Raw genomic sequence first — 20,900 nt, forward strand, 5'->3', positions numbered from 1 at the left:
TCTCACCCTCCCACGCCTTTGGCGTGGGCCCCTCCCTCTCTCAAAGAGAGAGGGTTTCTGTCAGCGCAGCCGGCCGTCGCCGCCGGCCTTCAGCTCGGCCAGGGCCAGGCGGCCGTTGTCCTTGCCGGAGGTCGGGACCACGGCCTGGGCGTAATTGCCGTCGGCGCGGCCGGCCTGGGCCAGCAGGGTGTCCAGGCGCGCGCGCTTGGCCTTGAAGGCCGCCAGCTCGCTGCCCGACAGCACCGTGCCCTGGGGCACCTTGGCGCCGATCGGGTTGATGCGCTGGCCGTTCAGCCAGACTTCGTAGTGAAGGTGCGGGCCGGTCGCCAGGCCCGTGGAGCCGACATAGGCCACGACTTGGCCCTGCTGCACATGGACGCCCGGGCGGATGCCCTTGGCGTAGCGCGAGATGTGGCCGTAGCCGGTGTCCCACTGGCCCGAGTGGCGGATGCGCAGCCAGTTGCCGTAGCCCGACCAGCGGCGAGCCTCCAGCACCACGCCGTCGCCGGCCGCCAGGATCGGCGTGCCGGTGCCAGCGCCGAAGTCGATGCCCTTGTGGCCGCGGTTGTAGCCCAACACCGGGTGGCGGCGCATGCCGAAGGTCGAGGTGATGCGGGCCCCGTCGACCGGGGTGCGCAGCAGGAAGCCTTTGATGTTCTTGCCGGTCTCGTCGAAGAACTGGGTCTTGCCGCCGCGCTCGAAGGCGTAGAAGCGCTGGCCCTTGACCTCGGCGTATTCCAGGTCGCCGGCCTCGATGGTGCGGCCGCTCTCGGTGACCTTGCGGTCGAACACCAGGCAGAACGGGTCGCCGTCCTTGATGTCGCGCGAGAAGTCGATCTTGTGCGAGAACAGCTTGGCGGCCTGGCTGACCACGGCCGGGCTGCCGCCGACGGCCGCCACGCTCTCGTAGAACGAGCCGTTCATGGCCCCACACGAGACCTTGGTCTCGTCGCGGACCTCTTCCTCGATCTCGCGCAGCTTCAGGGCGCCGTCGAAGGTGCGCGACACGGTGACGGTCGAGGACGGGCTGGTGCGCATCGACAGGCCGACCAGGCGGGCCGGGCCGCGGTCGTTGTCGCGGCGGCGGGCGATGGCGGCCTCGAAGGCCATGCCGGCCTTGATGTTGACGGTATCCATGGCGCTTTGCAGCGTGCTGACCACCTGCTGGGCCTCGTCGGCGCCGACGCCGGCGCGCTCGACGGCGCCCTGCAGGGTCTCGCCGGGCTTGACCTTGACGGGAACGGTCTCGGGACGGTCGAAGCCGGGCTGGGCCTCGGCCTGGGCGAAGGCGACGTGCTGCAACGCCACCATGGCGGCCGCATCGAGCGGCGCATGGGCGGCGACCACGGTCGAGGGCTGGTCCCCCGCCGTCAGCTTCCAGCCCAGGGCCAGGGCGGCCAGGCCGGCGACGGCGGTGAAAAGCCGCGGCGCGAGACGCATGGTCGGGCGTCGCGGATCAAATTCCTGCATCGGTCCCCCGTTCGGTACAGATGCCGCGTTTGTACGAAAACGACACGGCCGGGAAGCCCCCCAGCAATCGTCGCGCCGGAACATGACGGCCCGCGCGCCTCCGGGCAAGGACTATCCGGTGCTTCGGACGTTTTGTCACGGACATGGTTAATCCCTTGAAACACAAAGAAAAACGCCCGCTGCAAGCAGCGGGCGCCTTCTGTCGAATCTCGGGTTTCGCGCGGGCGAAATTTAGGCGGCGTTGACCTGCTCGTTCGGGTCGCGCAGCACGTAGCCGCGGCCCCAGACGGTTTCGATGTGGTGCTTGCCTTGAGCGGAGGCCGCCAGCTTCTTGCGCAGCTTGCAGATGAAGACGTCGATGATCTTCAGTTCCGGCTCGTCCATGCCGCCGTACAGGTGGTTCAGGAACATCTCCTTGGTCAGGGTCGTGCCCTTGCGCAGGGAGAGCAGCTCCAGCATCTGGTATTCCTTGCCGGTCAGGTGAACGCGGTTGCCGTTCACTTCCACCGTCTTGGCGTCCAGGTTGACGATGATGTCACCGGTCTTGATGACCGACTGGGCGTGACCCTTCGAACGACGGACCACCGCATGGATGCGGGCGATCATCTCGTCCTTGTGGAAGGGCTTGGTCATGTAGTCGTCGGCGCCGCCGGCGAAGGTCTTCACCTTGGTGTCGATCTCGGCCGTGCCCGACAGGATCATGATCGGCGTGTTGACCTTGGCCACGCGCAGGGTGCGCAGCACGTCGATGCCGCTCATGTCCGGCAGGTTCAGGTCGAGCAGGATCAGGTCGTAGTCGTAGATCTTGCCCAGATCGACGCCTTCTTCGCCCAGGTCGGTCGTGTAGACGTTGAAGCCTTCCGACTTCAGCATCAGCTCGATCGTCTGCGCGGTGGCGCTGTCGTCCTCAATCAGCAGTACCCGCATGGAACCCTCCCCGCCAATCGGCGGCGCTTAATTCGACAGTGGCGGGCATGCCGCCGATGAAACCCGTCCCCCAGTCTGGCGGACAGTTAATTTAAGACTGGTTAATGGTGAACGCGTCGTCTGGCGAAATGGTTAATATGATTTGCGAATCGGGTGCAAGCGGTCGGAAATCCGTTGCGCACATTGGTCGCAGCCCCGTTTCAAGCGCTGCCGCAAGCCCTTAAAATCGCAGCAAACCCAAGGGTTAACAGGGCCTCGCGCATTACGGCCGCGTTAACAGGGTGCAAGCTCACGTTCTTACTTGCGGCGAGATTGCGGCGTTCTGTCGCGAGAATTCCGGGGATGTTTTTTCGCCTCGCGCGTGCGCGGCCAAGCGTGGCCAGGGGCGATCCGCGTCACCCGGTCGCGGCGGCGTCTTCCTCGGCCAGCCAGCCGGCGGCGCGCAGACGGGCCACCGAGGCCCGCGCGATGGGCGCGGCCTCGCCGTCGGCCAGCCTCAAACGCAGGTTTCGGCCGTCGCGCTCGACACCGACCACCGCCCGCCGGGCCACCCACCACGAGCGATGCACCTGCAGGCCGTCGAGCCCGGAGAGATTCGCCAGCACCCGCGCCATGGGCCCGGCCTCGAGTCGCGAGCCGGTCTCGGTGCGCACCCGGACATAGTGATCCTCCATCTTCAGATAGAGCACCGTCGCGGCGGGGATGGGCGCGAGCGGCGGCGGCGCAATTGGCCCGTCGACGACCAGCGGCGCGGCGGCGGCGCGCTGGGCCGCGAGCCTGGCCCGCAGGATCGTGAAGCCCACGGCCAGCGGCCCGGAGAAGGCCAGGCACTGGCCGTACCAGTCCAGCGGCGACAGCTTGTTCAGGAACGGCCACAGCCCGGTCGCCGCCGGCGCGACCACCGCCGCCTGCAAGGCGCTGCCGACCAGGATCGCCGCGGCCACCAGGATCGGGGCCGGGATCCTCGCCCGTTCGGCGGCCACGGCCGCCAGCCGGATCAGCAGGCCGAAGATCAGGGTCCCGGCCCAGAAACAGCCGATCCAATAGATCGCGCGCACGAGGAAGGGGCCGTTGAAGTAGCTGCCGAAGGGCCCGACCATGCCCAGGAACGCCCCCATCGCCGTGGCGACGGAGAGGTCGATCGCCCACTCGCGGGCGGTTCCGAGCAGGGGGCACGGGCCGGTCATGCCCGATCTATAGCGCCGTTCGCCGCTTCGCGAACCCGTTCGCCCGTTCGCGCATGAGGCGTGGCGGCGCAAGGGCCGGGGCCGCATCGGAGGGTCATCGCCAACCGGAGCCTTCCATGTCGCCCCGCATATCGCCCTTGCGCCTTCTCCCCCTGCTCGCAGCCCTGGCCATCGCCGGCGGAGCACAGGCCGCCGAGCCTCACATCGGCTTCATGCGCGTCGAGGCACCCGATCCGCAGGGCGCGCCGATCGAGGTCGGCATCTGGTACCCGACCGACGCGCCCGAGACCGGCCCGATCGGCGGCATGGAGAGCCTGCCCGTCGCCAAGGGCGCGCCGGCAGCCGGCGAGCGCCTGCCGCTGGTGGTGATGTCGCACGGCAATGGCGGCTGGTTCGGCGGCCACTACGACACCGCCGCCGCCCTGGTGAAGAAGGGCTTCGTGGTCGCCGCCCTGACTCACACCGGCGACAACTACCGCGACCAGAGCCGCGCCCTGGAGATGACCGAGCGCCCGCGCCAACTGTCCGTCCTCATCGGCTACATGCTGGACGCCTCGCCGATGCATGCGCGGATCGACGCCGCCAAGGTCGGGGCCTTCGGCTTCTCGTCGGGCGGGTTCACGGTGCTGGCGGCGGCCGGCGGAGAGCCGCGCCTGGCGGCGACCTTCCCCGGACACTGCATCAAGCATCCCACCAACTACGACTGCCGCCTGAGCGCCGGAAAGCCGCTGCCGGCCAGCACGCTGTCGCCGACCTGGACCCACGACGCCCGCATCAGGGCCGTGGTCTCGGCCGCGCCGGCGCTGGGCTTCACCTTCGGCCGCCAGGGCCTGAAGGGCGTGACCCAGCCTGTTCAGCTGTGGAAGGCCGGGGACGACGAGATCCTGCCCGATCCGGACTACGCCGAGGCCGTGCACCGCGCCCTGCCCCGCGCCCACGATTACCGCGTCGTTCCAGGGGCGCGACATTTCGACTTTCTGGTCCCCTGCGGTCCGCAGGCGGCCCAACGCCTGCCCAGCCCCTTGTGCGCAAGCGCTCCGGGCTTCGATCGGGCCGCTTTCCACGCCGATTTCAACGCCCGGGTTGCGACATTCTTCGCCACCCAACTGGGCGTCGGAGAACGCTGAATTTCATGTGCGATTAACCATGATGACCGAGTCTGCGCGGGTCGCTTCCAGGAGCCGTCTTGCGCAGTCTCATCGCCGCCGTCGAACGTCTTGATCCCCTGACCATCTTCGGGCGCGTCGCGGCCGTGAACGGTCTGCTGATCGAGGCCCGGGGCGGGCTGACCCGCCTGGCCGTCGGCGCGCGCGTCGAGATCGAGCGCCTGAACCTGCCGACCCTGCCGGCCGAGGTCGTCGGCTTCCGCGAAACCCGCGCCCTGCTGATGCCCTTCGGCCCCGTCGAGGGCGTCGCCCCCGGCGCCGAGATCAAGATCATGCCGGAAGGCGCCGTGGTGCGTCCGACCAAGGCGTGGCTCGGCCGCATCATCAACGCCTTCGGCGAGCCGATCGACGGTCTTGGCCCCCTGCCCCAGGGCGAGGTTCCCTATCCCCTGAAGACCCCGCCGCCGCCGGCCCACGCCCGCGGCCGGGTGGGCGAGCGCCTGGACCTGGGCGTCCGCTCGATGAACGTCTTCACCACCACCTGCCGCGGCCAGCGTCTGGGCATCTTCGCCGGCTCGGGCGTCGGCAAGTCGGTGCTGCTGTCGATGCTGGCGAAAGAGGCCACCTGCGACGCCGTCGTCGTCGGCCTGATCGGCGAACGGGGCCGCGAGGTGCGCGAGTTCATCGAGGAGACCCTCGGCGAGGAAGGCCTGCGCCGCGCCATCGTCGTGGTCGCCACCTCGGACGAGCCGGCCCTGACCCGCCGCCAGGCCGCCTACATGACCCTGGCCGTCGCCGAATTCCTGCGCGACCAGGATCAGGAGGTCCTCTGCCTGATGGACTCGGTGACCCGCTTCGCCATGGCCCAGCGCGAGATCGGCCTGGCCGCCGGCGAACCGCCGACCACCAAGGGCTATACGCCCACCGTCTTCACCGAACTGCCCAAGCTGCTCGAGCGGGCCGGCCCCGGCCCGATCCGCGCCGACGGCACGACGGCCGCGCCGATAACCGCCCTGTTCACCGTGCTGGTGGACGGCGACGACCACAACGAACCGATCGCCGACGCCGCCCGAGGCATTCTCGACGGCCACATCGTCATGGAACGCTCGATCGCCGAGCGCGGCCGCTTCCCGGCCATCAATGTCTTGAAATCGATCAGCCGGACCATGCCGGGCTGCCAGCTGCCGCACGAGCGCGACATCGTCAAATCCGCCCGCCAGGTGCTGTCGGCCTATTCCAACATGGAAGAGCTGATCAAGATCGGGGCCTACCGCGCCGGCGCCGACCCGACGGTGGACCGCGCCATCCAGCTCAATCCCGCGGTCGAGGCTTTTCTCAGCCAGAACCCCGACGAAGCCACGAGTCTTGACGATTCGTTCAACTTCCTCGGCCAGATTCTCCAAAGCGCCGCTTAGACGCTTCGTACCGAGTAACCCGACATGACCAAGTGGGCCGCCTCCCTGATCCGCATCTCGAACCACGAGGTCGAGACGCTGCAGAAGCGCTTGTCGGAAGTGGTCGACCGTCGCGAAGCCGCCGAGATGCGGGTGGTGATGATGGACGCCGAGGCCGAGGCCGAGATCAAGCGGGCCGAGGGCGACGCGTCGGCCGGCTGGTACATGATCGGCTACCGCAAGGGCGTGCAGGTGCGCCGCGCCGAAGCGATGCTCGAAATCGACCAGATCAGGATCGAGGAAACCGGCGCCCGCGACGCGCTGTCGGTGGCCTTCGAAAACCTCAAGAAATACGAACACGTCGCCGACGCCGCCAAGGCCGCCCTGGCCAAGAAGGTCGGCAAGATGGAAATGGCCGCGCTGGACGAGCTGGGCCTGCGCCGCGCGGCGATGGGCGGGCGCTAAGTTCCTTCTCCCCTTGCGGGAGAAGGTGTCAGCGAAGCTGACGGATGAGGGGTCGAAAGGCCTCTCCGCCACCTTCTGAGAGACCCCTAACCCGACCTCCCTCCGGGAGGCCACCCTCTCCCGCAAGGGGAGAGGGATCGCGCTGAACTTCACCCTTCCCAAACCTCCCCGTGCTTTCCTCGCGCCGATCGCCAGGGAGCCCGCCGCCATGTCCGACGTCTCACGCCGCGCCGTGCTCGGCTCCAGCCTGGCGCTGGCCGCCTGCGGGCAGACGGCGCAGGGCCAGCCGGTTCCGGCCAACCTGCCGCCGCTGAAGAGCGTCGCGCCGTTCCGGATCGGCTCCTCGGTGCAGGCCCTGCATCTGGATGACCCGGCGCTCTCGGCCCTACTGCGCCGCCAGGTCAGCCAGCTGACGCCCGAGTGGCAGATGAAGATGGAATACATCGTCCAGCCGGACGGCTCGTTCCGCTTCGACGCCCCCGACCGCATCGCCGCCTTCGCCGCCGCCAACGGCATGGCCCTGCTGGGCCACACCCTGGTCTGGTACGCCCAGGCGCCCGAGGCCTTCGAGCGGCTGGACGAGAACCGGGTCAGCTTCGAGCAGGCCTATCGCAACTACATCCTGGCCGTCGCCGGGCGCTATCGCGGCAAGGTCGTGGGTTGGGACGTGGTCAACGAGGCCGTGGCGGAAGACGGCGACGGCTGGCGCACGAGCCTGTGGTCGAAACGCCTGGGCGACTTCGAGCACATCGCCCTGGCCTATCGCACCGCCCGCGAGGCCGATCCCGGCGCGGTCCTGCTGCTCAACGACTACAATCTCGAATACATGCCGAGGAAGCGGGCGACGTTCCTGAAGCTGGCCGAGCGCCTGCTGGCCTCCGGCGCGCCGCTGACCGGCATCGGGACCCAGATGCACGTCGCCGCCGACATCCGGCCCGGCGAGATCACCACCATGATGAAGGACCTGGCGAGTCTCGGCCTGCCGATCCACCTTTCGGAATTGGACGTCTCGCTGGTGCGCGCCCAGAACAAGTTCCTGTCGCGCGCCGACCTGGAACAGCGCCAGGCCCGCACCTACGGCGAGGCGGCCGAGGCCTTCATGGCCCTGCCCGCGCGCCAGCGCTTCGCCTTCACCCTGTGGGGCCTGCGCGACGGCGACTCATGGCTGAAGAAGGAAAACGCCTCCGACGCCCCCGCCCCGTTCGACGACGCAGGGCGGGCGAAGGCCGGCGCGGCGGCGCTGGTGGAGGGATTCAGAAGGGCTTAAGCGCCCGCAGGCCGATACAAAGGCCTATTTTCTCCGAGCATCCCCGCGCAGGCGGGGATCCAAGCGGCGTCGGAGAAGACCCCTTAGACCGCGCCAGATTCTGGAATCAGCTTGGGTCCCCGCCTTCGCGGGGATCTTACGGTTGGAAATGGCCTCGCGACTTCACGCGAGGCGCGGTTCCAGACCTCAGGCGCCCGGGCCGCGCACGCTGGTGGCCACTGCGTGGTCGGCGTCGTTGGCCTGGCGCAGGGCGCGCAGGTCTTCGCTGATGCGGAAGACGGCGACGTAGAACTCGCAGAAGGCGCGCCACAGCAGCACCATGCCGGCGGCGACCAGCAGGCCGGCGATCAGCACCGGGAAGGCCAGCAGCAGCGAGGCGACGCCGCGTTCCTTCAGCGCCAGGCCCACGGCCGCGCCGACGACGGAAAAGGCGAACAGGGCCACGACGCCCAGGCCAGCCCAGTAGATCAGGTGGATGACCGGCCCCGTCACCAGTCGGTCGAAGGTCAACAGATCCCAGAACAGCGCGCTCGAACCGCGCCCCTTGGATTTCCTGGCCGGAGCCATCCGACGCACCTCATATCAGCGGACTGGCGGAGACCGCCTAAGTTTACGCTGCATCGCTAGCAGCGTGAGGCCCGCTCGGCAATGCTGGGCGGGCCTCGTGCGTGTTCGGAAGAAGGGACGCTGTTACTTCGGCCCCGTTACTTGGGCGCGGCCGCGCCGGCCAGGGCCGCATCGATCTGGGCCTTGGTGGCCGTGGTGCTGATGCTGCCGTCGGCGCCGGCGCTCAGGCTGGCCTTGGGCAGGGCGAACTTCTTCTCGCCGCTGCTGACCACGACATTGGCCGAGCCGTCGGCGCCGGTCGCGGTGTCGCTGATCGTGCCGACCACGGCGCCCGAGGGATCCTTGATCTCGGAGCCGACCTTGAAGTCGCCCGAGACGGTGGCCGAGGACGGCGTACCGGCCGCGCCGGCGGCGGCGGCCGAGGTGTCAGCCGGAGGCGTGGTCGTGGTGGTGGTCGAGGTGGTGCTGGTCGTCGAGGACGGCGGCTGCGCGGCGGCGGCCGGATCGGCCGGAGCCGTGGTGTTGGTGTCCTGCGCGGTGCTCTGCGCATAAGCGGCGCCGGCCATCGAAAGGGTCGCGGCGGCGGCGAGATAGGCGAACTTGGTCTTCATATTTACGCTCCGTCGGAGGGCCCCTGCCCGCTCAACCAACGCAAGCTCGTTTGTAACGGTTCCGAAACAGCGCGTGATCGGCGCCTAGGGAAAACCCTAGCCACACCTCAAGGCGCGCCTCATGGAAACCTTAGCCGCGCCTCAGGGCGCGGTGGGCGTGACCGGCGGCGCTTCCTGGATCGGGGCCTCGTCGTCCTTCAGCCCGGCCGCCTTCATCGCCGTCTTGAGGGTGTAGACCGAGGTCGCGGTATTGGTGGTGAAGGCCAGTTGCGCGGTCAGGGCCGGGTTCTCGGCCTCGTTGGCGAAACCGCCCTCGCGCACGGCGTTGAAGCTGATCGCATAGCTCTTGCCGGGCTTGGTGCGGCACAGCAGCACGAAGGTCTTGCCGTCGTTGAGCAGGCGCGGGGCGCGGACGCATTCGGGCCGCTCGCCGCCCGCCGCATCGGCGTAGTTCCAGGCCAGCGGCGTCATCTTCTGGTCGAAGGCGACCTTCAGCACCAGGACGCCCGGGGCCACGGCCTCGCCGGCCGCCGGCCAGGTGGCGGTCACCTTCGGCGGCAGGGTCGGCGGCATCACCGTCACCGGCGAGACCGGCGTAGGCTCGGGCCGCTGGGCCGACTGGGCGAGAGCGGTCCCCGAGAAGGCGACGACAGCCAGGATCGGGGCCAGGATCGGAAGGGCGGGAAGGAGCGCGCGCATGAGCTCGACAATGGCGATCAAGCGCGGCCTTCTCAAGGCGCCGCGAAAAGCCGCCGCTACGTGAATTTTCGGACATGAAAACCCAGGATGGGCGCCATTCAGGTGGCGTTCACGGCGGTTGCGGCTAGCTTGGCCTCAACGAACAACGGGCGGCGAAAGGCCGCCAGAACCGGGAGACTTCGCCATGCGCGCCGCCCTCGCCCTCATCGCCGCCGCCGGCGCCCTCGCCGCCGCAGCCGCCCCGGCCGCCGCCCAGGACCGCGGCTACGGCCGCCCCGACACGCCGCGCGGCTCCTACCAGGACAGCTGCCGCGACGTGCAGCTGCGCCGCGGCGAGATCAGCGCCCAGTGCCGCGACAATCGCGGCCAGTGGGTGTGGAGCACCGCCAGCGCCGACTGCCGCGGCGACATGACCAACCAGAACGGCCGCCTGACCTGCCTGTCGGGCAGCGGCCGCCCCGGAACCCTGCCGCGCGGCTCCTACCTGGAAAGCTGCCGCGACGCCTCGGTTCGCGGCCGCGAGCTCACCGCCCAGTGCCGCGATGATCGCGGCCGCTGGAACTGGACCAGCGCCAGCGCCGAATGCCGAGGCGACATGACCAACCAGAACGGCCGCCTGGTGTGCTTCGGCGGCTCTGGTGGTCCGGGCGGTCCCGGCGGCCCGGGCGGCGGACGCGGCCAGGCCGTGCTGTTCGAGGACGCCGGCTATCGCGGCCGCGCCGTCAACGTCGACGGCGACATCGCCGACCTCGGCGCCTTCGGCTTCAACGACCGCGCCTCGGCCATCCGGGTCGGCCGCGGCGAATGGGAGCTGTGCGACGACATCAACTATCGCGGCCGCTGCTGGCGGATCTCGTCGGACATCAGCCTGTTCTCGGGCGAGATGAACGACCGCGTCAGCTCGATCCGCCGCATCCGCTGATTTCTGGGCGCTGATCCTTCGGCGCTGATCCTTCCGTCGTAAACTCGACCTTGAAGCGGCGCGCGGGGCGGCTAAGCTCCGCGCGCCTTTTTCCACCATGAGATTTTCCATGCGCAAGTTCGTCGTCCTGGCCGCCGCCGCGGCCGCCCTGCTGGTCTCGGCCTGCAACACCGTCGAGGGCGTGGGCCGCGACGTCTCGGCCGCTGGCCGCGCCGTCACCGGCGCCGCCAGCGACGCCAAGCACTAGGCTCCGCTCTCAGCAGCAGATCCGGCGCGCGTCGCCCTGAGCGACGCGCGCCACATACTGGCCGCAATGACGCGCCAGTTTTGCCATTGTCACGGCAAGTAAACTCCGGCGACCTCGTTCATCATATCAAGCTTAACCGGAAGCGGCGTTTCATTAACCCTGCCGAACAGTTCATTCGCGCGCGATGAACGCGGAGGATGAATTCTTTCGGTAGTCGCCCATTCAGGGGCGCAATATCTGCTTCCAAAGCGCACATGCGACCGAAAGTGCTATTTGCACAAAGCGGCGCCGGAGCCATATGGACGCCATGACCGACCGACCCGTACCCAGCGTCCTGACCGGCATGAAGCGCGGCGTCCGCCACCGTTGCCCCAACTGCGGCGAGGGGCGGCTCTATTCGCGCTATCTGAAGGTCGAGTTCGACTGCGAGGTCTGCGGCCATCACCTGGCGGCCTATCCGGCCGATGACGGCCCGGCCTATTTCACGATCCTGATCATCGGCCACCTGTTCGTCGCGCCGCTGCTGCTGTTCCCGTTCATCTGGCAGGCCTCGCCGTGGCTGGTCGCGCCGCTGACCATCCTGCCGCTGGCCGGCCTGACCCTGCTGCTGCTGCCGCGCGTCAAGGGCGCGGTGATCGGGGCCCTTTGGGCCAACGGCCTGCGCAAGCCCGAGGACGCCGCCGGCGGCTGACCGCCCAGGCCAGGCGGAACCGTCGCCGCACGGACGGCATTCCCTCCCCCTAAGCCAGGGCGCCGAACGCGGCTGGCCCGGCCATCTGGGAGACGCGAATGCTCGGCACGATCCTCATCATCATCCTGATCCTGGCGCTGGTCGGCGCCCTGCCCACCTGGGGCCACAGCCGTTCGTGGGGCTATTTCCCCAGCGGCGGTCTCGGCCTCGTGCTGGTGATCATCATCATCCTGGTGCTCATCGGCAGGATCTGACGACGCCCGCTGAAAGCCCGCCCCAAAGGGGACTTTGAGCGCGACGGCGTCTTGACCTAAGGTCTCCCTAACGGCCGCCCAACCCAGGAAGGGGGCCGACAGGGGGAACCAGGGATGACCGACGCCGTCGCGCCGCAGGACCAGCCTGCGCCCCCCTCGGCCCCATCGCTCTCGGCGGGCGCCCGCGCGCGGGCCATCCTCGGCGGCTCGGCCGGCAACCTGGTCGAATGGTACGACTGGTTCGCCTACGCCGCCTTCACCCTCTATTTCGCGCCGCACTTCTTTCCGAAGGGCGACCAGACCGTTCAGCTGCTGCAGGCGGCGGCGGTGTTCTTCCTGGGGTTCGTGGCGCGCCCCGTCGGCGCCTGGCTGATGGGCCACTACGCCGACCGGGCCGGACGGCGCGCGGCGCTGAGCGTCTCGGTGTCGCTGATGTGCGCCGGCGCCCTGATCATCGCCCTGACGCCGGACTTCAAGACCATCGGCCTGTTCGCGCCGGCCGTGCTGCTGGTCGCCCGCGTGCTGCAGGGCCTGTCGGTCGGCGGCGAGTACGGTGCCAGCGCCACCTATATGAGCGAGATGGCCGGCAAGCGGCATCGCGGCTTCTGGTCCAGCTTCCACTATGTGACGCTGATCGCCGGCCAGCTGATCGCGCTGGCGGTGCTGATCGTGCTGCAACGGACCCTGGCCAAGGAGGACCTGGCCGCCTGGGGCTGGCGCATTCCGTTCGTGATCGGCGCGGGCCTGGCCGTCGTCGTGTTCTGGATCCGGCGGGGCCTGGATGAGAGCGTCTCGTTCAAGACCGCCGACAAGCCGGCCGAGCGCATCGGCGCGGCCCAGCGCAATCTCGCCTTGCTGTTCTTCGGCCTGACCCTGGCGGCCGGCGGCTGGATCCTGGCCAGGCCGGGCCTCGTGCCGCAGGTGCTGGCGGGCGTCTTCCTGGTCGGCTTCTTCGCCACCCTGATCGCGCCGCTGATGCGCCGCCACCCGCGCGAGACCCTGATGATCATGGGTCTGACCGCCGGCGGCTCGCTGACCTTCTACGTCTACACCACCTACATGCAGAAGTTCCTGGTCAACACGGCCGGGTTCGACAAGGCCCAGGCCTCGGAGATCAGCGCCATCAGCATGATCGTCTTCATGCTGCTGCAGCCGCTGGCCGGCTGGCTGTCGGACCGGCTGGGCCGCAAGCCGATGCTGATCGCCGCCTTCGCCGGCGGGGCCCTGACCATCTGGCCGATCATGAGCGGCATCGCCGCCACCGACTCCGTGCCGGTGGCCCTGTCGCTGATCGTCGCCGGCATGACCTTCCAGTCGGCCTATACCGCCATCAGCGCCGTGGTGAAGGCCGAGCTGTTTCCCGCCCACGTGCGCGCCCTGGGCGTGGCCCTGCCCTACGCCGTGGCCAACGTGCTGTTCGGCGGCACCGCGGAGATGGTCGCCCTGGCCTTCAAGCACGCCCATGTCGAGAGCGGCTTCTACCTCTATGTCGCCGCGATCATGACCGTGGGCCTGGTGGTCTCGATCCTGCTGCGTGACACCGCAAGACATAGTCTCATCGCCGAGGATTGACCCCGGCGCTCGCCCCGATATCCCCTGTCGTAGACTCCCGTTTCCCCAACAGCGTTGCCCATGCCGATTCTCGACATCCTGGCCCTTGGCCTCTTCGTCTTCGCCTGGCTGTTCTACGAGCCGCTGCTGCGGCGACTGGGACAGGGCAAGAACCTGATCAACACCGACATGACGGTGATCCGCCGCCGGTGGATGTCCGAGATGGCGGTGCGCGAGGTCGCCCTGCTGGACGGCCAACTCCTGGGCCACGCCATCAACTCGGCCAGCTTCTTCGCCTCGTCGAACCTGATCCTGATCGCGGCGGCGGCCGGCGTACTGTTCGGCGGCGACGCGGCGCTGAAGAGCGTCGAGGGCCTGCAGGTGCTGGAAAAGACCGCCCCCTGGATGTTCCAGGTCAAGCTGGGTCTGGTGCTGTTCACCCTGGCCCGGGGGCTGCTCGACTTCATCTGGGCGCTGCGCCAGATGAACTACTGCCTGGCCGCGATCGGCGCGACGCCGATGTGGGCGCCGCCCAGCGTGCTGGCCGAATACGCCGAGGCCGCCGGCGGCATCCTCAACCCGGCCCTGTCGGCCTTCAACGCCGGGGTGCGCGGCTACTACTTCGCCCTGGCGGCGGCGGCCTGGCTTCTGGGCCCCTACGCCTTCCTGGCCGCCAGCCTCGGGGCCCTGGTGCTGCTGGTCTGGCGCCAGCGCCGCAGCCGCGCCTCGGTGGCGGTGCGCAAGGTGCGCCAGATCCTCGAGCGTCAACCAGTGGTGCATGGCCCGCACATGCGGGGTCTGGCGGGCGATCCGCCGGAGGACCGGATTTAGTCCGGGGAGGACCCCCTCCGGCCCTCCGGGCCACCTCCCTACTCCTCCCCCGTGCAACGGGGGAGGTGGCGCGGTGCGGATACGCGCCGTGACGGAGGGGGCGACGGCCGGCACAGAGCCCAGTCTCGCCCCCTCCACCACTTCGTGGTCCCCCTCCCCCGTTTCACGGGGGAGGAGAAAAGATGCTCCCCCTCTGGGGGAGCTGTCGCGGAGCGACTGAGGGGGGCCGCAAAGCGGCTAAAGCCCCAGTTCCGCCCTGGCCTTCTTCGTCAGCTTGGCCGCGATCAGCGCGTGGGCCGTCTTCAGCCAGTCGGCGACCTCGGCGTCGTCGAACGACGCCAAATCCTCCAGCTTCACCCATTTCGCGCGAGCCAGATAAGGCGCGGCGATCGCCCGGCCGGTCTCGGTCAGCACCTCGTAGGCGACGTCCGAGACCTTGAACGACGCGCCGCCGCCGTGGGTGACGCCGGTCCCGATGACGGCGAACATCTTGCCGCCGACCTTGTAGACCTGGTCGTCGCCCCACTGGACGGTCATGGTCGCCGCGGGCAGCGCCATGGCCGCCTTGTGGAAGGCCTCAGGGCTCATCAGGCCTCGACGCCCACGCCGATCGGGCAGGTCACGCCGGTGCCGCCGATGCCGCAATAGCCGCCCGGATTCTTGGCCAGGTACTGCTGGTGATAGTCCTCGGCGAAGTAGAACGGACCGGCGGCGGCGATCTCGGTGGTGATCGCGCCCAGGCCCTTGGCGCTGAGAGCCTGCTGGTAGGCCTCCTTCGACGCCACGGCCGCGGCGGCCTGGGCGTCGTTGGTCGGATAGATCCCCGAGCGGTACTGGGTGCCGATATCGCCGCCCTGGCGCATGCCCTGGGTCGGGTCGTGGTTTTCCCAGAAGGTCTTCAGCAGGGTCTCGTAGGTGACGGCCTTGGGGTCGAACACCACCAGCACCACCTCGGTATGACCAGTGCGGCCCGAGCAGACCTCCTCATAGGTCGGGTTCGGGGTGATGCCCGCAGCGTAGCCGGCGGCGGTGACGTAGACGCCCGGGACCTGCCAGAACACCCGCTCGACGCCCCAGAAGCAGCCCATGGCGAACACCGCCGTCTCCAGGCCGTCCGGATAGGGACCCTTCAGCGGGTGGCCGTTGATGAAATGGACGTCGGCGGTCGGGATGGCGGCCTCGCGCCCCGGCAGGGCGGTGTCGATGGTCGGCATCTCGAGGAGCTTCTTGAACAGCATGGGACGGGGCCTTTCGGAGGCGGGAGTTTCTTGAGGCCCGATATAAGTCGTCGCAGGCCCGTTTTCACCCCGTAACGGCGCTTGCTACGAGTCGCTGCCTGAGTATATTGCGCCCCTTCCCGCGCCGGGGGTCTCAACCACCCCCGACTCGAAGTGCGCTGGTGAGGTGGCCGAGTGGTTGAAGGCGCACGCCTGGAACGCGTGTATAGGGGAAACTCTATCGAGGGTTCGAATCCCTCTCTCACCGCCACTACTCTTCCTCGCGGGGAAGCCTCACATGATCTCAGTCGCGCCTACGACCCAGGATGACGGCCGCGCGCGGCAAGGCGTGCTGCTCCTGCATGGCCATAGCCGCACCGGCCGGTCGATGGGCAAGCTGGCGGCGCGGCTGAGGGCCGCCGGCTTCGAGACCTGGGCGCCGACCTACTCCTTCCGCGCCCCGCTGCCCAAGGTCGTGGACCGCCTGCTGCCCGAACTCGCCGCCTTCGAGCGGTCCTTCGACGGTCCGCTGCACATTGTCGCCCACTCGCTGGGCAGCCTGGTCGCCCGCGCCCTGCTGGTCAGGCAGCGGCCCGATCCCCTCGGGCGGGTCGTCATGCTGGCCCCGCCCAACGGCGGCAGCGAATGGGCCGATGTGCTCTCCCGCGCGCGGCTGAACCGGATCGCGCTGGGAGCGATGGCGCCCCACCTGCTGACGCAGCCGCAGGACGACGCCAGCCTGCCCGCCGCCGTCGATTTCGAGCTGGGCGTCATCGCCGGCGACCGCGCGCTGGATCCAATCCTGCCCCGGCTGATCCTGCCGCGCCCCAACGACGGCAAGGTCTCGGTGGCGGCGACGCGCATCGCCGGCATGAGCGCCCACGTCGTCCTGCCGGTCACCCACACGCTGATGATCTTCAATCCCCGGGTGGGCGAGCAGGTGCGGGCCTATCTGGAAACCGGGCGGTTCCTCGACGTGGAAAACGACGCCCTCCGCCGGACCGCGTGACCACGCGGGTGCGCCTGGCGTAAAGACGCGGCATGATCCGCCCGGCCCTCCTCCTCCTCGCAGCCCTGAGCCTGTGCATGACGACCAACGCCCTGGCCGCCCCCACCGTCGTGACCTCGCCGCAGACCCTGCCCGCCGATCACGCCAGGCCGCGCGTGTTCCTGGGGGGCAGCATCGACATGGGCAAGGCGGTCGACTGGCAGGCCCAGGTGATCGCCGCCCTGGCCGACCAGGACGTGGTCATCCTCAATCCGCGCCGCCCCGACTGGAACCCGGCCTGGAAGCCGATCGCCGACGAGCCCGAGTTCCGCCGCCAGGTCGAATGGGAACTGGCCGCCCTGGAGAGCGCCGACGTCATCGTGCTGTACCTGACGCCCGGCTCGCAGGCCCCGATCAGCCTGCTGGAGATGGGCCTGCACGCGCGCTCGGGGAAGCTGGTGGTGCTGTGTCCCGAGGGCTTCTGGCGCAAGGGCAATGTCGACATCACCGGCGAGAAGTATGGGGTCAGGCAGGTGGAGAGCCTTGAGGCGCTGATCGCCGAGGTGAAGGCGCGGGTTAAGCGGTAGGTCACCGCTCTCGGGACCTCTTCCCGTAAAATCCCCGCGAAAGCGGGGACCCAGGTGTTTTATCGTCGAGCGCCCCACGTTTCAGAAAAAGCCTGGGTCCCCGCTTTCGCGGGGATTTTACGGAGAGAACCGGTGAGAAACGGAGAGAAGGCGTCACCTCCTCTCTACAGCTCCACCTCCCGCTCCACCCCGATCCCCGCCAAAAAGTCTGGATCGTGGCTGACCACCAGCAGCGCGCCGTCATAGCCCGCCAGCGCAGCCTCCACGGCCGCCACCGAGTCGAGGTCCAGGTGGTTGGTCGGCTCGTCGAGGATCAGCAGTTGCGGCGGGGTCGGGCCCGCGAGCACGCAGGCCAGGGCCGCGCGCAGACGCTCGCCGCCGCTCAAGCTCCCCGCCAGCCGGTCGGCGGCGCTGTTGCGGAAGAGGAAGCGGGCCAGGGCGGCCTGGGCGGCGTTGCGGTCGGCGGCGGGGTGCAGGCGCTGGAAGGCCTCGCGCAGGGTCTCGTCCGGACGCAGGATGGCCAGCGACTGGTCGAGCATCACCGCCGGAACGCCGCGCGTCACCGTTCCCGCCGTCGGGGCCAGGACGTCGGCAGCCAGGTTCAGCAGGGTCGACTTGCCCGCGCCGTTGGGGCCGCGCACGGCCACCCGCTCGGGACCGGCCAGGCGCAGGCTGACGCCGTCGAGCACCGGCGAACGACCGGGCCAGGCGAAGGCGACGTCCTCCATCGACAGCACCAGCCGGCCTGCCGGCAGGCCAGTGGGCGGCAAATCGAAGCCGAGAGTCCGCGCCCGCTCGACCCGCTTTTCGGCGCTCTCCACCGCCTCGCGGGCGCCGGACTGCAAGCGCTCGGCCAGGCGGCGTTCCTTGCCGCCGGTGTTCTCGGCGCGCTCGGCCCGGGCGCCGAGCAGGATCTTGGGCTCGCTGCCCTTGGCGGCGAAGCGCTTGCCGGCGGCGTCGCGGCGGGCTTTGCGTTCGAGCGCGGCCTGGGCCTCGCGGGCGGCGCGGCGCTCGTCGCGCTCGGCGCTGTCCAGAGCCCGGCCGGCGGCCTCCACCTCGGCCGCCTTGCGCTCGGTGTAGAGGTCATAGCCGCCGCCGTAGCTGGCCGCGCCCAGGCTGGAGATCTCGACGATACGGTCCATGCCGCGCAGCAGGGCGCGGTCGTGGCTGGCGACGATCGCCCCGCCCTTCCAGCGGGCCAGCACCAGCGCCACGAGGTCCCGCGCCCGGGCGTCGAGGTGGTTGGTCGGCTCGTCCAGCAGGATCAGGTCGGGCGCGGCCAGCAGCAGGGCGGCGAGACCCGCGCGGGTCTGCTGGCCGCCGCTTAGGGCGCTCGCGGGGCGGTCGGGATCGAGGCCGGTCAGACCGACCTCGGCCAAGGCCTCGTCCAGCCGCACAGGCAGGGTCCAGTCGGCCTCGGCGAAGTCGGTGTCGTCGCCTTGCCCCGCCTCGATGCGCGAGAGCCGCCGCCAGGCCTGCCCGACGGCCAGGCGATCGGCCAGGATCGCGTCCGGCGCAAGCTCGGGCGTCTGGTCGAGCACGCCGATCGTCCCGACCCGGGCGATGGTCCCGGCCAGGGGCGCCCGCGCGCCGGCGATCAGCGCCAGCAGGGTCGACTTGCCCGCGCCGTTGCGACCGACCAGGCCGACGCGCTCGGCGCCGACCGACAGGTTCAGGTTTTCGAAGAGAACGCGGCCGTCAGGCGCGGCGGCGGAAACGGAGTCCAGAGTGATGAAGGCAGGCATGGGAAACCACGAACAGGGAAACGGGAAGGACGAAGCGGTCTTCCGTCTGGCTGATCATGGCGGCCTCCATCAGGGGTGGAGCAGCCGATGTAGAGGTCGCGCCGGCCTTGGGCAAGCGCGACCGCGATTCAGAACGTCTTGCTGACCATCACGAAGGCGCTGGCCGAAGGGCGCGTGATCAGGGGCGATATGGCGGTCGCCGAGTCGGCCTTGATGGCGTCCCGATAGTCCGGCAGGACCAGCATGCTGTCCTTGTCGATGATCCGGTAATCCACGACCTTCGAGTCGGTGTCGAACAGCACGCCGATGCCGACGCCGAAATCCGCGCGATTGCTCCCCTCCTTCTTGCCCAGACCCAGGGCCCAGCCGACGCCGAACTGGTCGATCTTGGCGTCGCTGTCGAGCACGGCCGTGAACAGCGGACCGCAGCCCACCACCTGTCCGCTGGAGTCGTTGGCGAGGGCGAACGGACCGCAGGCCACGAGCTTGCCTACGCCGTCCCACCACCTCGCCCAGTTGCTCGGGCCTTCGCCTTTGTCGACTTTGACGTCTTTGGCGTTCCTGCCGGCGCTGATCCCCTGGAAAAGGCTCTGGTTCCGCAGCAGGTAGTGGGTTTCGACCGCGATCTGGATGTCGACGTCTTCCGACTTCTGGACCTGGGCCAGCACCTCGCCGTCCTGGCGGGTGATGAACTTGATGGCGTCGGCGCGCCGACCGCCGAGATTGCCGCTGACCAGCGCGCCCGTGCCGGCATAGAGGTCGGCGACGACGCTCTTCTTGTCGAGTGTCGTCGTCTTGGTTTCGACGACTTCGGTCGTTTCGGGCGTCCCGCCGTCCTTCGTGGTCGTGGTCGTGGTTTTCGTCTCGACCGTGGCTTTTTCCGCGTCCTGCGCCTCGCCGTTCCCACCGCCGCTGCCGGTTTCGACGGCCGGAGGGGCCTGATCGGCGCCGCCACCGCCAGCCGCGAGCGCAAGGGTCGAGGCCTTCTGAATGGCCGAGGGCGGCAGGGCCGTAGCGATCGGGGCGTCCTTGATCGCCGCCGCGGGCGCCTTCCTGGCGGCCGTCGGCTTGACGGCGGCGGGCTTGACCGCGACCGGCGTCGCGTCGGAGGCCTCGCCGAACGTGGTCACCGCGCCCTCGCCGGTCTTGACCGACATCGAGCCGTCCGCGCCGAAGGTGATCGTCACCTCGCCGACGATCTTGACCGTCGGCTTGGTCGAAGCGGCCATGACCGCCGCCGGCGCCAGCCAGGCCGCGATCGCCACGACACACGCGCGTGAAAGTGCTTTCCGCATGCCAGCCCCCCAGCATCATGCTCATGAAAACAATGTCGGAAACGCCCGCCGTTTCGGCGCGAACAGGAGTGCGCCACGGCGTTTTCGAATAGTGACGTTATCTCGAATTTATTGCAACCATGAATTGCTAAGATCGAAGCACTGAAGCCATGGGTTAGCTGAAAATCAGCAGATCCCGTCGCGCAGGCGCGGCTGCTCGGCGCGGCCGGCGCGATAGGCGCCGCAGCGGGCCTGCTTGCGGGCGTCTTCGGCGAAGGGCGGCGGGGGCGGCGGCAGGCCGCGGGGCACGAACTTCGCGGGCGGCGGGGCGGGACGGCCCACGGGTCCCATCCGCGGCGACGGGGCCTTGGCGGCGAGACTGCCCCAGCACTTGTCCTTCTCCTCGTCGGTCAGGTGCTCGCTGCTGAGGCCCTTGCAGGCCCGGTGGTAGCGGCCCCAGCGGAAGTCCGGATTGCCTTCCGTCAGCTTCCAGCGATCGACGGCCCGGGGATCGACCCGCCAGGCGGGGTCGATCGGCGGCGCGGCGGGGCCGGGCGAACCGGCCGACGGCGCGCCCTCACCTTCGCCCGTCGCGGCGGACGCGACGCCGTCGGGGCTGGTCCGAGGTACGGAAGCGCTGAGCGCTGAAGGGGCGGACGACGTTCTAGCCGCCCGTTTCGGCGCGGGCGGCGGGTCTTCCTCCTCCGTCCGATCGAGCTCGATCAGCATGGCCGGCGGCTCGACCGGCGGCGGCGCGCGCTCGACCAGCGACAGCAGGCCGATCAGCAGCAGGTTGGCGGCCAGACCCGCCGGGGCCGCAAGCGCCCATCGTCCGACCTCGCGTCGTCCCCGCCCCATCGCCCGCCACCGAAGATTGCCCTGACGACGAATGCTCGCGCT

General features: G+C 69.4%; 23 protein-coding genes, 1 tRNA gene and 1 pseudogene. 13 read left to right on the forward strand and 12 right to left on the reverse strand.

The window, feature by feature from the left end; all coding sequences use genetic code 11:
* Positions 1 to 60 precede the first annotated feature (60 nt).
* The 3 genes from AC1RRS_RS19395 to AC1RRS_RS19405 all read right to left on the reverse strand — a co-directional run bounded on the left by AC1RRS_RS19395 (position 61) and on the right by AC1RRS_RS19405 (position 3,584).
* Positions 61 to 1,470: a M23 family metallopeptidase gene (locus tag AC1RRS_RS19395; RefSeq protein ID WP_492856546.1), complete on the reverse strand. Its 1,410-nt coding sequence runs from the start codon at positions 1,468 to 1,470 to the stop codon at positions 61 to 63.
* 231 nt (positions 1,471 to 1,701) lie between these two features.
* Positions 1,702 to 2,397: a response regulator transcription factor CtrA gene (gene ctrA, locus AC1RRS_RS19400; RefSeq protein WP_109100859.1), complete on the reverse strand. Its 696-nt coding sequence runs from the start codon at positions 2,395 to 2,397 to the stop codon at positions 1,702 to 1,704.
* Positions 2,398 to 2,792: 395 nt separating this feature from the next.
* The gene (locus tag AC1RRS_RS19405; protein WP_492856548.1) at positions 2,793 to 3,584 is read right to left on the reverse strand and encodes a LytTR family DNA-binding domain-containing protein; all 792 of its coding nucleotides are present in this window, start codon (positions 3,582 to 3,584) and stop codon (positions 2,793 to 2,795) included.
* Between the two features lie 137 nt (positions 3,585 to 3,721).
* Between AC1RRS_RS19405 and AC1RRS_RS19410 the strand changes: the two genes are divergently transcribed.
* From AC1RRS_RS19410 to AC1RRS_RS19425, 4 genes are all read left to right on the forward strand, one after another.
* Positions 3,722 to 4,711 carry an alpha/beta hydrolase family protein gene (locus AC1RRS_RS19410; RefSeq protein ID WP_492856550.1) on the forward strand — a complete coding sequence of 330 codons (990 nt, stop codon included), beginning with the start codon at positions 3,722 to 3,724 and terminating at the stop codon, positions 4,709 to 4,711.
* A gap of 59 nt (positions 4,712 to 4,770) precedes the next feature.
* Entirely contained in the window at positions 4,771 to 6,105 is a 1,335-nt protein-coding gene (gene fliI / locus AC1RRS_RS19415; protein WP_487289047.1) for a flagellar protein export ATPase FliI, read from the forward strand.
* 24 nt (positions 6,106 to 6,129) lie between these two features.
* On the forward strand, positions 6,130 to 6,549 hold the full coding sequence (locus tag AC1RRS_RS19420) for a flagellar export protein FliJ (RefSeq protein ID WP_110118482.1): 420 nt from the start codon (positions 6,130 to 6,132) through the stop codon (positions 6,547 to 6,549).
* A 208-nt stretch (positions 6,550 to 6,757) separates the two neighbouring features.
* Complete coding sequence (locus AC1RRS_RS19425; protein ID WP_492856551.1) at positions 6,758 to 7,816, forward strand: endo-1,4-beta-xylanase; 1,059 nt, start codon at positions 6,758 to 6,760, stop codon at positions 7,814 to 7,816.
* A gap of 186 nt (positions 7,817 to 8,002) precedes the next feature.
* On the opposite strand, the gene AC1RRS_RS19430 is transcribed toward AC1RRS_RS19425, so the two are convergent.
* From AC1RRS_RS19430 to AC1RRS_RS19440, 3 genes are all read right to left on the reverse strand, one after another.
* Entirely contained in the window at positions 8,003 to 8,383 is a 381-nt protein-coding gene (locus tag AC1RRS_RS19430; RefSeq protein WP_110118484.1) for a DUF4282 domain-containing protein, read from the reverse strand.
* A gap of 137 nt (positions 8,384 to 8,520) precedes the next feature.
* Positions 8,521 to 8,994 (reverse strand): hypothetical protein, encoded by a 474-nt coding sequence (locus AC1RRS_RS19435; RefSeq protein WP_492856552.1) that lies wholly within the window; start codon positions 8,992 to 8,994, stop codon positions 8,521 to 8,523.
* 141 nt (positions 8,995 to 9,135) lie between these two features.
* Complete coding sequence (locus AC1RRS_RS19440) at positions 9,136 to 9,714, reverse strand: hypothetical protein (RefSeq protein WP_492856553.1); 579 nt, start codon at positions 9,712 to 9,714, stop codon at positions 9,136 to 9,138.
* A 163-nt stretch (positions 9,715 to 9,877) separates the two neighbouring features.
* Here AC1RRS_RS19440 and AC1RRS_RS19445 point away from each other — a divergent pair, with 163 nt between their 5' ends.
* The 6 genes from AC1RRS_RS19445 (at position 9,878) to AC1RRS_RS19470 (ending at position 14,189) form a co-directional block, all read left to right on the forward strand.
* Complete coding sequence (locus AC1RRS_RS19445) at positions 9,878 to 10,615, forward strand: beta/gamma crystallin-related protein (RefSeq protein WP_492856554.1); 738 nt, start codon at positions 9,878 to 9,880, stop codon at positions 10,613 to 10,615.
* Between the two features lie 109 nt (positions 10,616 to 10,724).
* The gene (locus tag AC1RRS_RS19450; protein WP_487289039.1) at positions 10,725 to 10,862 is read left to right on the forward strand and encodes an entericidin A/B family lipoprotein; all 138 of its coding nucleotides are present in this window, start codon (positions 10,725 to 10,727) and stop codon (positions 10,860 to 10,862) included.
* Between the two features lie 298 nt (positions 10,863 to 11,160).
* On the forward strand, positions 11,161 to 11,553 hold the full coding sequence (locus tag AC1RRS_RS19455) for a DUF983 domain-containing protein (protein WP_110118488.1): 393 nt from the start codon (positions 11,161 to 11,163) through the stop codon (positions 11,551 to 11,553).
* A 98-nt stretch (positions 11,554 to 11,651) separates the two neighbouring features.
* Positions 11,652 to 11,807: a DUF3309 family protein gene (locus AC1RRS_RS19460; RefSeq protein WP_110118489.1), complete on the forward strand. Its 156-nt coding sequence runs from the start codon at positions 11,652 to 11,654 to the stop codon at positions 11,805 to 11,807.
* A 114-nt stretch (positions 11,808 to 11,921) separates the two neighbouring features.
* Positions 11,922 to 13,379, forward strand: a complete 1,458-nt coding sequence (locus AC1RRS_RS19465; RefSeq protein WP_492856555.1) for an MFS transporter — start codon at positions 11,922 to 11,924, stop codon at positions 13,377 to 13,379.
* A gap of 60 nt (positions 13,380 to 13,439) precedes the next feature.
* Complete coding sequence (locus tag AC1RRS_RS19470) at positions 13,440 to 14,189, forward strand: DUF599 domain-containing protein (protein WP_110118491.1); 750 nt, start codon at positions 13,440 to 13,442, stop codon at positions 14,187 to 14,189.
* Between the two features lie 22 nt (positions 14,190 to 14,211).
* On the opposite strand, the pseudogene AC1RRS_RS19475 reads toward AC1RRS_RS19470, so the two are convergent.
* The 3 genes and pseudogenes from AC1RRS_RS19475 to msrA all read right to left on the reverse strand — a co-directional run.
* Positions 14,212 to 14,292, reverse strand: a pseudogene (locus AC1RRS_RS19475) (hypothetical protein); the annotation flags it as partial.
* Positions 14,293 to 14,426: 134 nt separating this feature from the next.
* On the reverse strand, positions 14,427 to 14,777 hold the full coding sequence (locus AC1RRS_RS19480; RefSeq protein WP_492856556.1) for an MmcQ/YjbR family DNA-binding protein: 351 nt from the start codon (positions 14,775 to 14,777) through the stop codon (positions 14,427 to 14,429).
* Complete coding sequence (gene msrA, locus AC1RRS_RS19485) at positions 14,777 to 15,427, reverse strand: peptide-methionine (S)-S-oxide reductase MsrA (protein ID WP_492856557.1); 651 nt, start codon at positions 15,425 to 15,427, stop codon at positions 14,777 to 14,779. The genes AC1RRS_RS19480 and msrA overlap by 1 nt, the downstream gene beginning before the upstream one ends.
* Before the next feature lie 160 nt (positions 15,428 to 15,587).
* On the opposite strand from msrA, the gene AC1RRS_RS19490 reads away from it, so the two are divergent.
* The 3 genes from AC1RRS_RS19490 to AC1RRS_RS19500 all read left to right on the forward strand — a co-directional run bounded on the left by AC1RRS_RS19490 (position 15,588) and on the right by AC1RRS_RS19500 (position 16,981).
* Positions 15,588 to 15,677 (forward strand) — tRNA-Ser (locus AC1RRS_RS19490).
* Positions 15,678 to 15,704: 27 nt separating this feature from the next.
* Positions 15,705 to 16,415, forward strand: coding sequence for an alpha/beta hydrolase (locus tag AC1RRS_RS19495; protein ID WP_492856558.1), 711 nt, complete (start codon positions 15,705 to 15,707; stop codon positions 16,413 to 16,415).
* 77 nt (positions 16,416 to 16,492) lie between these two features.
* Entirely contained in the window at positions 16,493 to 16,981 is a 489-nt protein-coding gene (locus AC1RRS_RS19500) for a nucleoside 2-deoxyribosyltransferase domain-containing protein (RefSeq protein ID WP_492856559.1), read from the forward strand.
* A gap of 164 nt (positions 16,982 to 17,145) precedes the next feature.
* Here AC1RRS_RS19500 and AC1RRS_RS19505 read toward each other — a convergent pair whose 3' ends face one another.
* The 3 genes from AC1RRS_RS19505 to AC1RRS_RS19515 all read right to left on the reverse strand — a co-directional run bounded on the left by AC1RRS_RS19505 (position 17,146) and on the right by AC1RRS_RS19515 (position 20,858).
* Entirely contained in the window at positions 17,146 to 18,726 is a 1,581-nt protein-coding gene (locus AC1RRS_RS19505; protein ID WP_492856560.1) for an ABC-F family ATP-binding cassette domain-containing protein, read from the reverse strand.
* Between the two features lie 128 nt (positions 18,727 to 18,854).
* Complete coding sequence (locus AC1RRS_RS19510) at positions 18,855 to 19,991, reverse strand: hypothetical protein (RefSeq protein ID WP_492856561.1); 1,137 nt, start codon at positions 19,989 to 19,991, stop codon at positions 18,855 to 18,857.
* Between the two features lie 195 nt (positions 19,992 to 20,186).
* On the reverse strand, positions 20,187 to 20,858 hold the full coding sequence (locus AC1RRS_RS19515; RefSeq protein WP_492856562.1) for a hypothetical protein: 672 nt from the start codon (positions 20,856 to 20,858) through the stop codon (positions 20,187 to 20,189).
* Positions 20,859 to 20,900 lie beyond the last annotated feature (42 nt).

This window comes from Caulobacter sp. GW821-FHT12A07, from assembly GCF_058807655.1.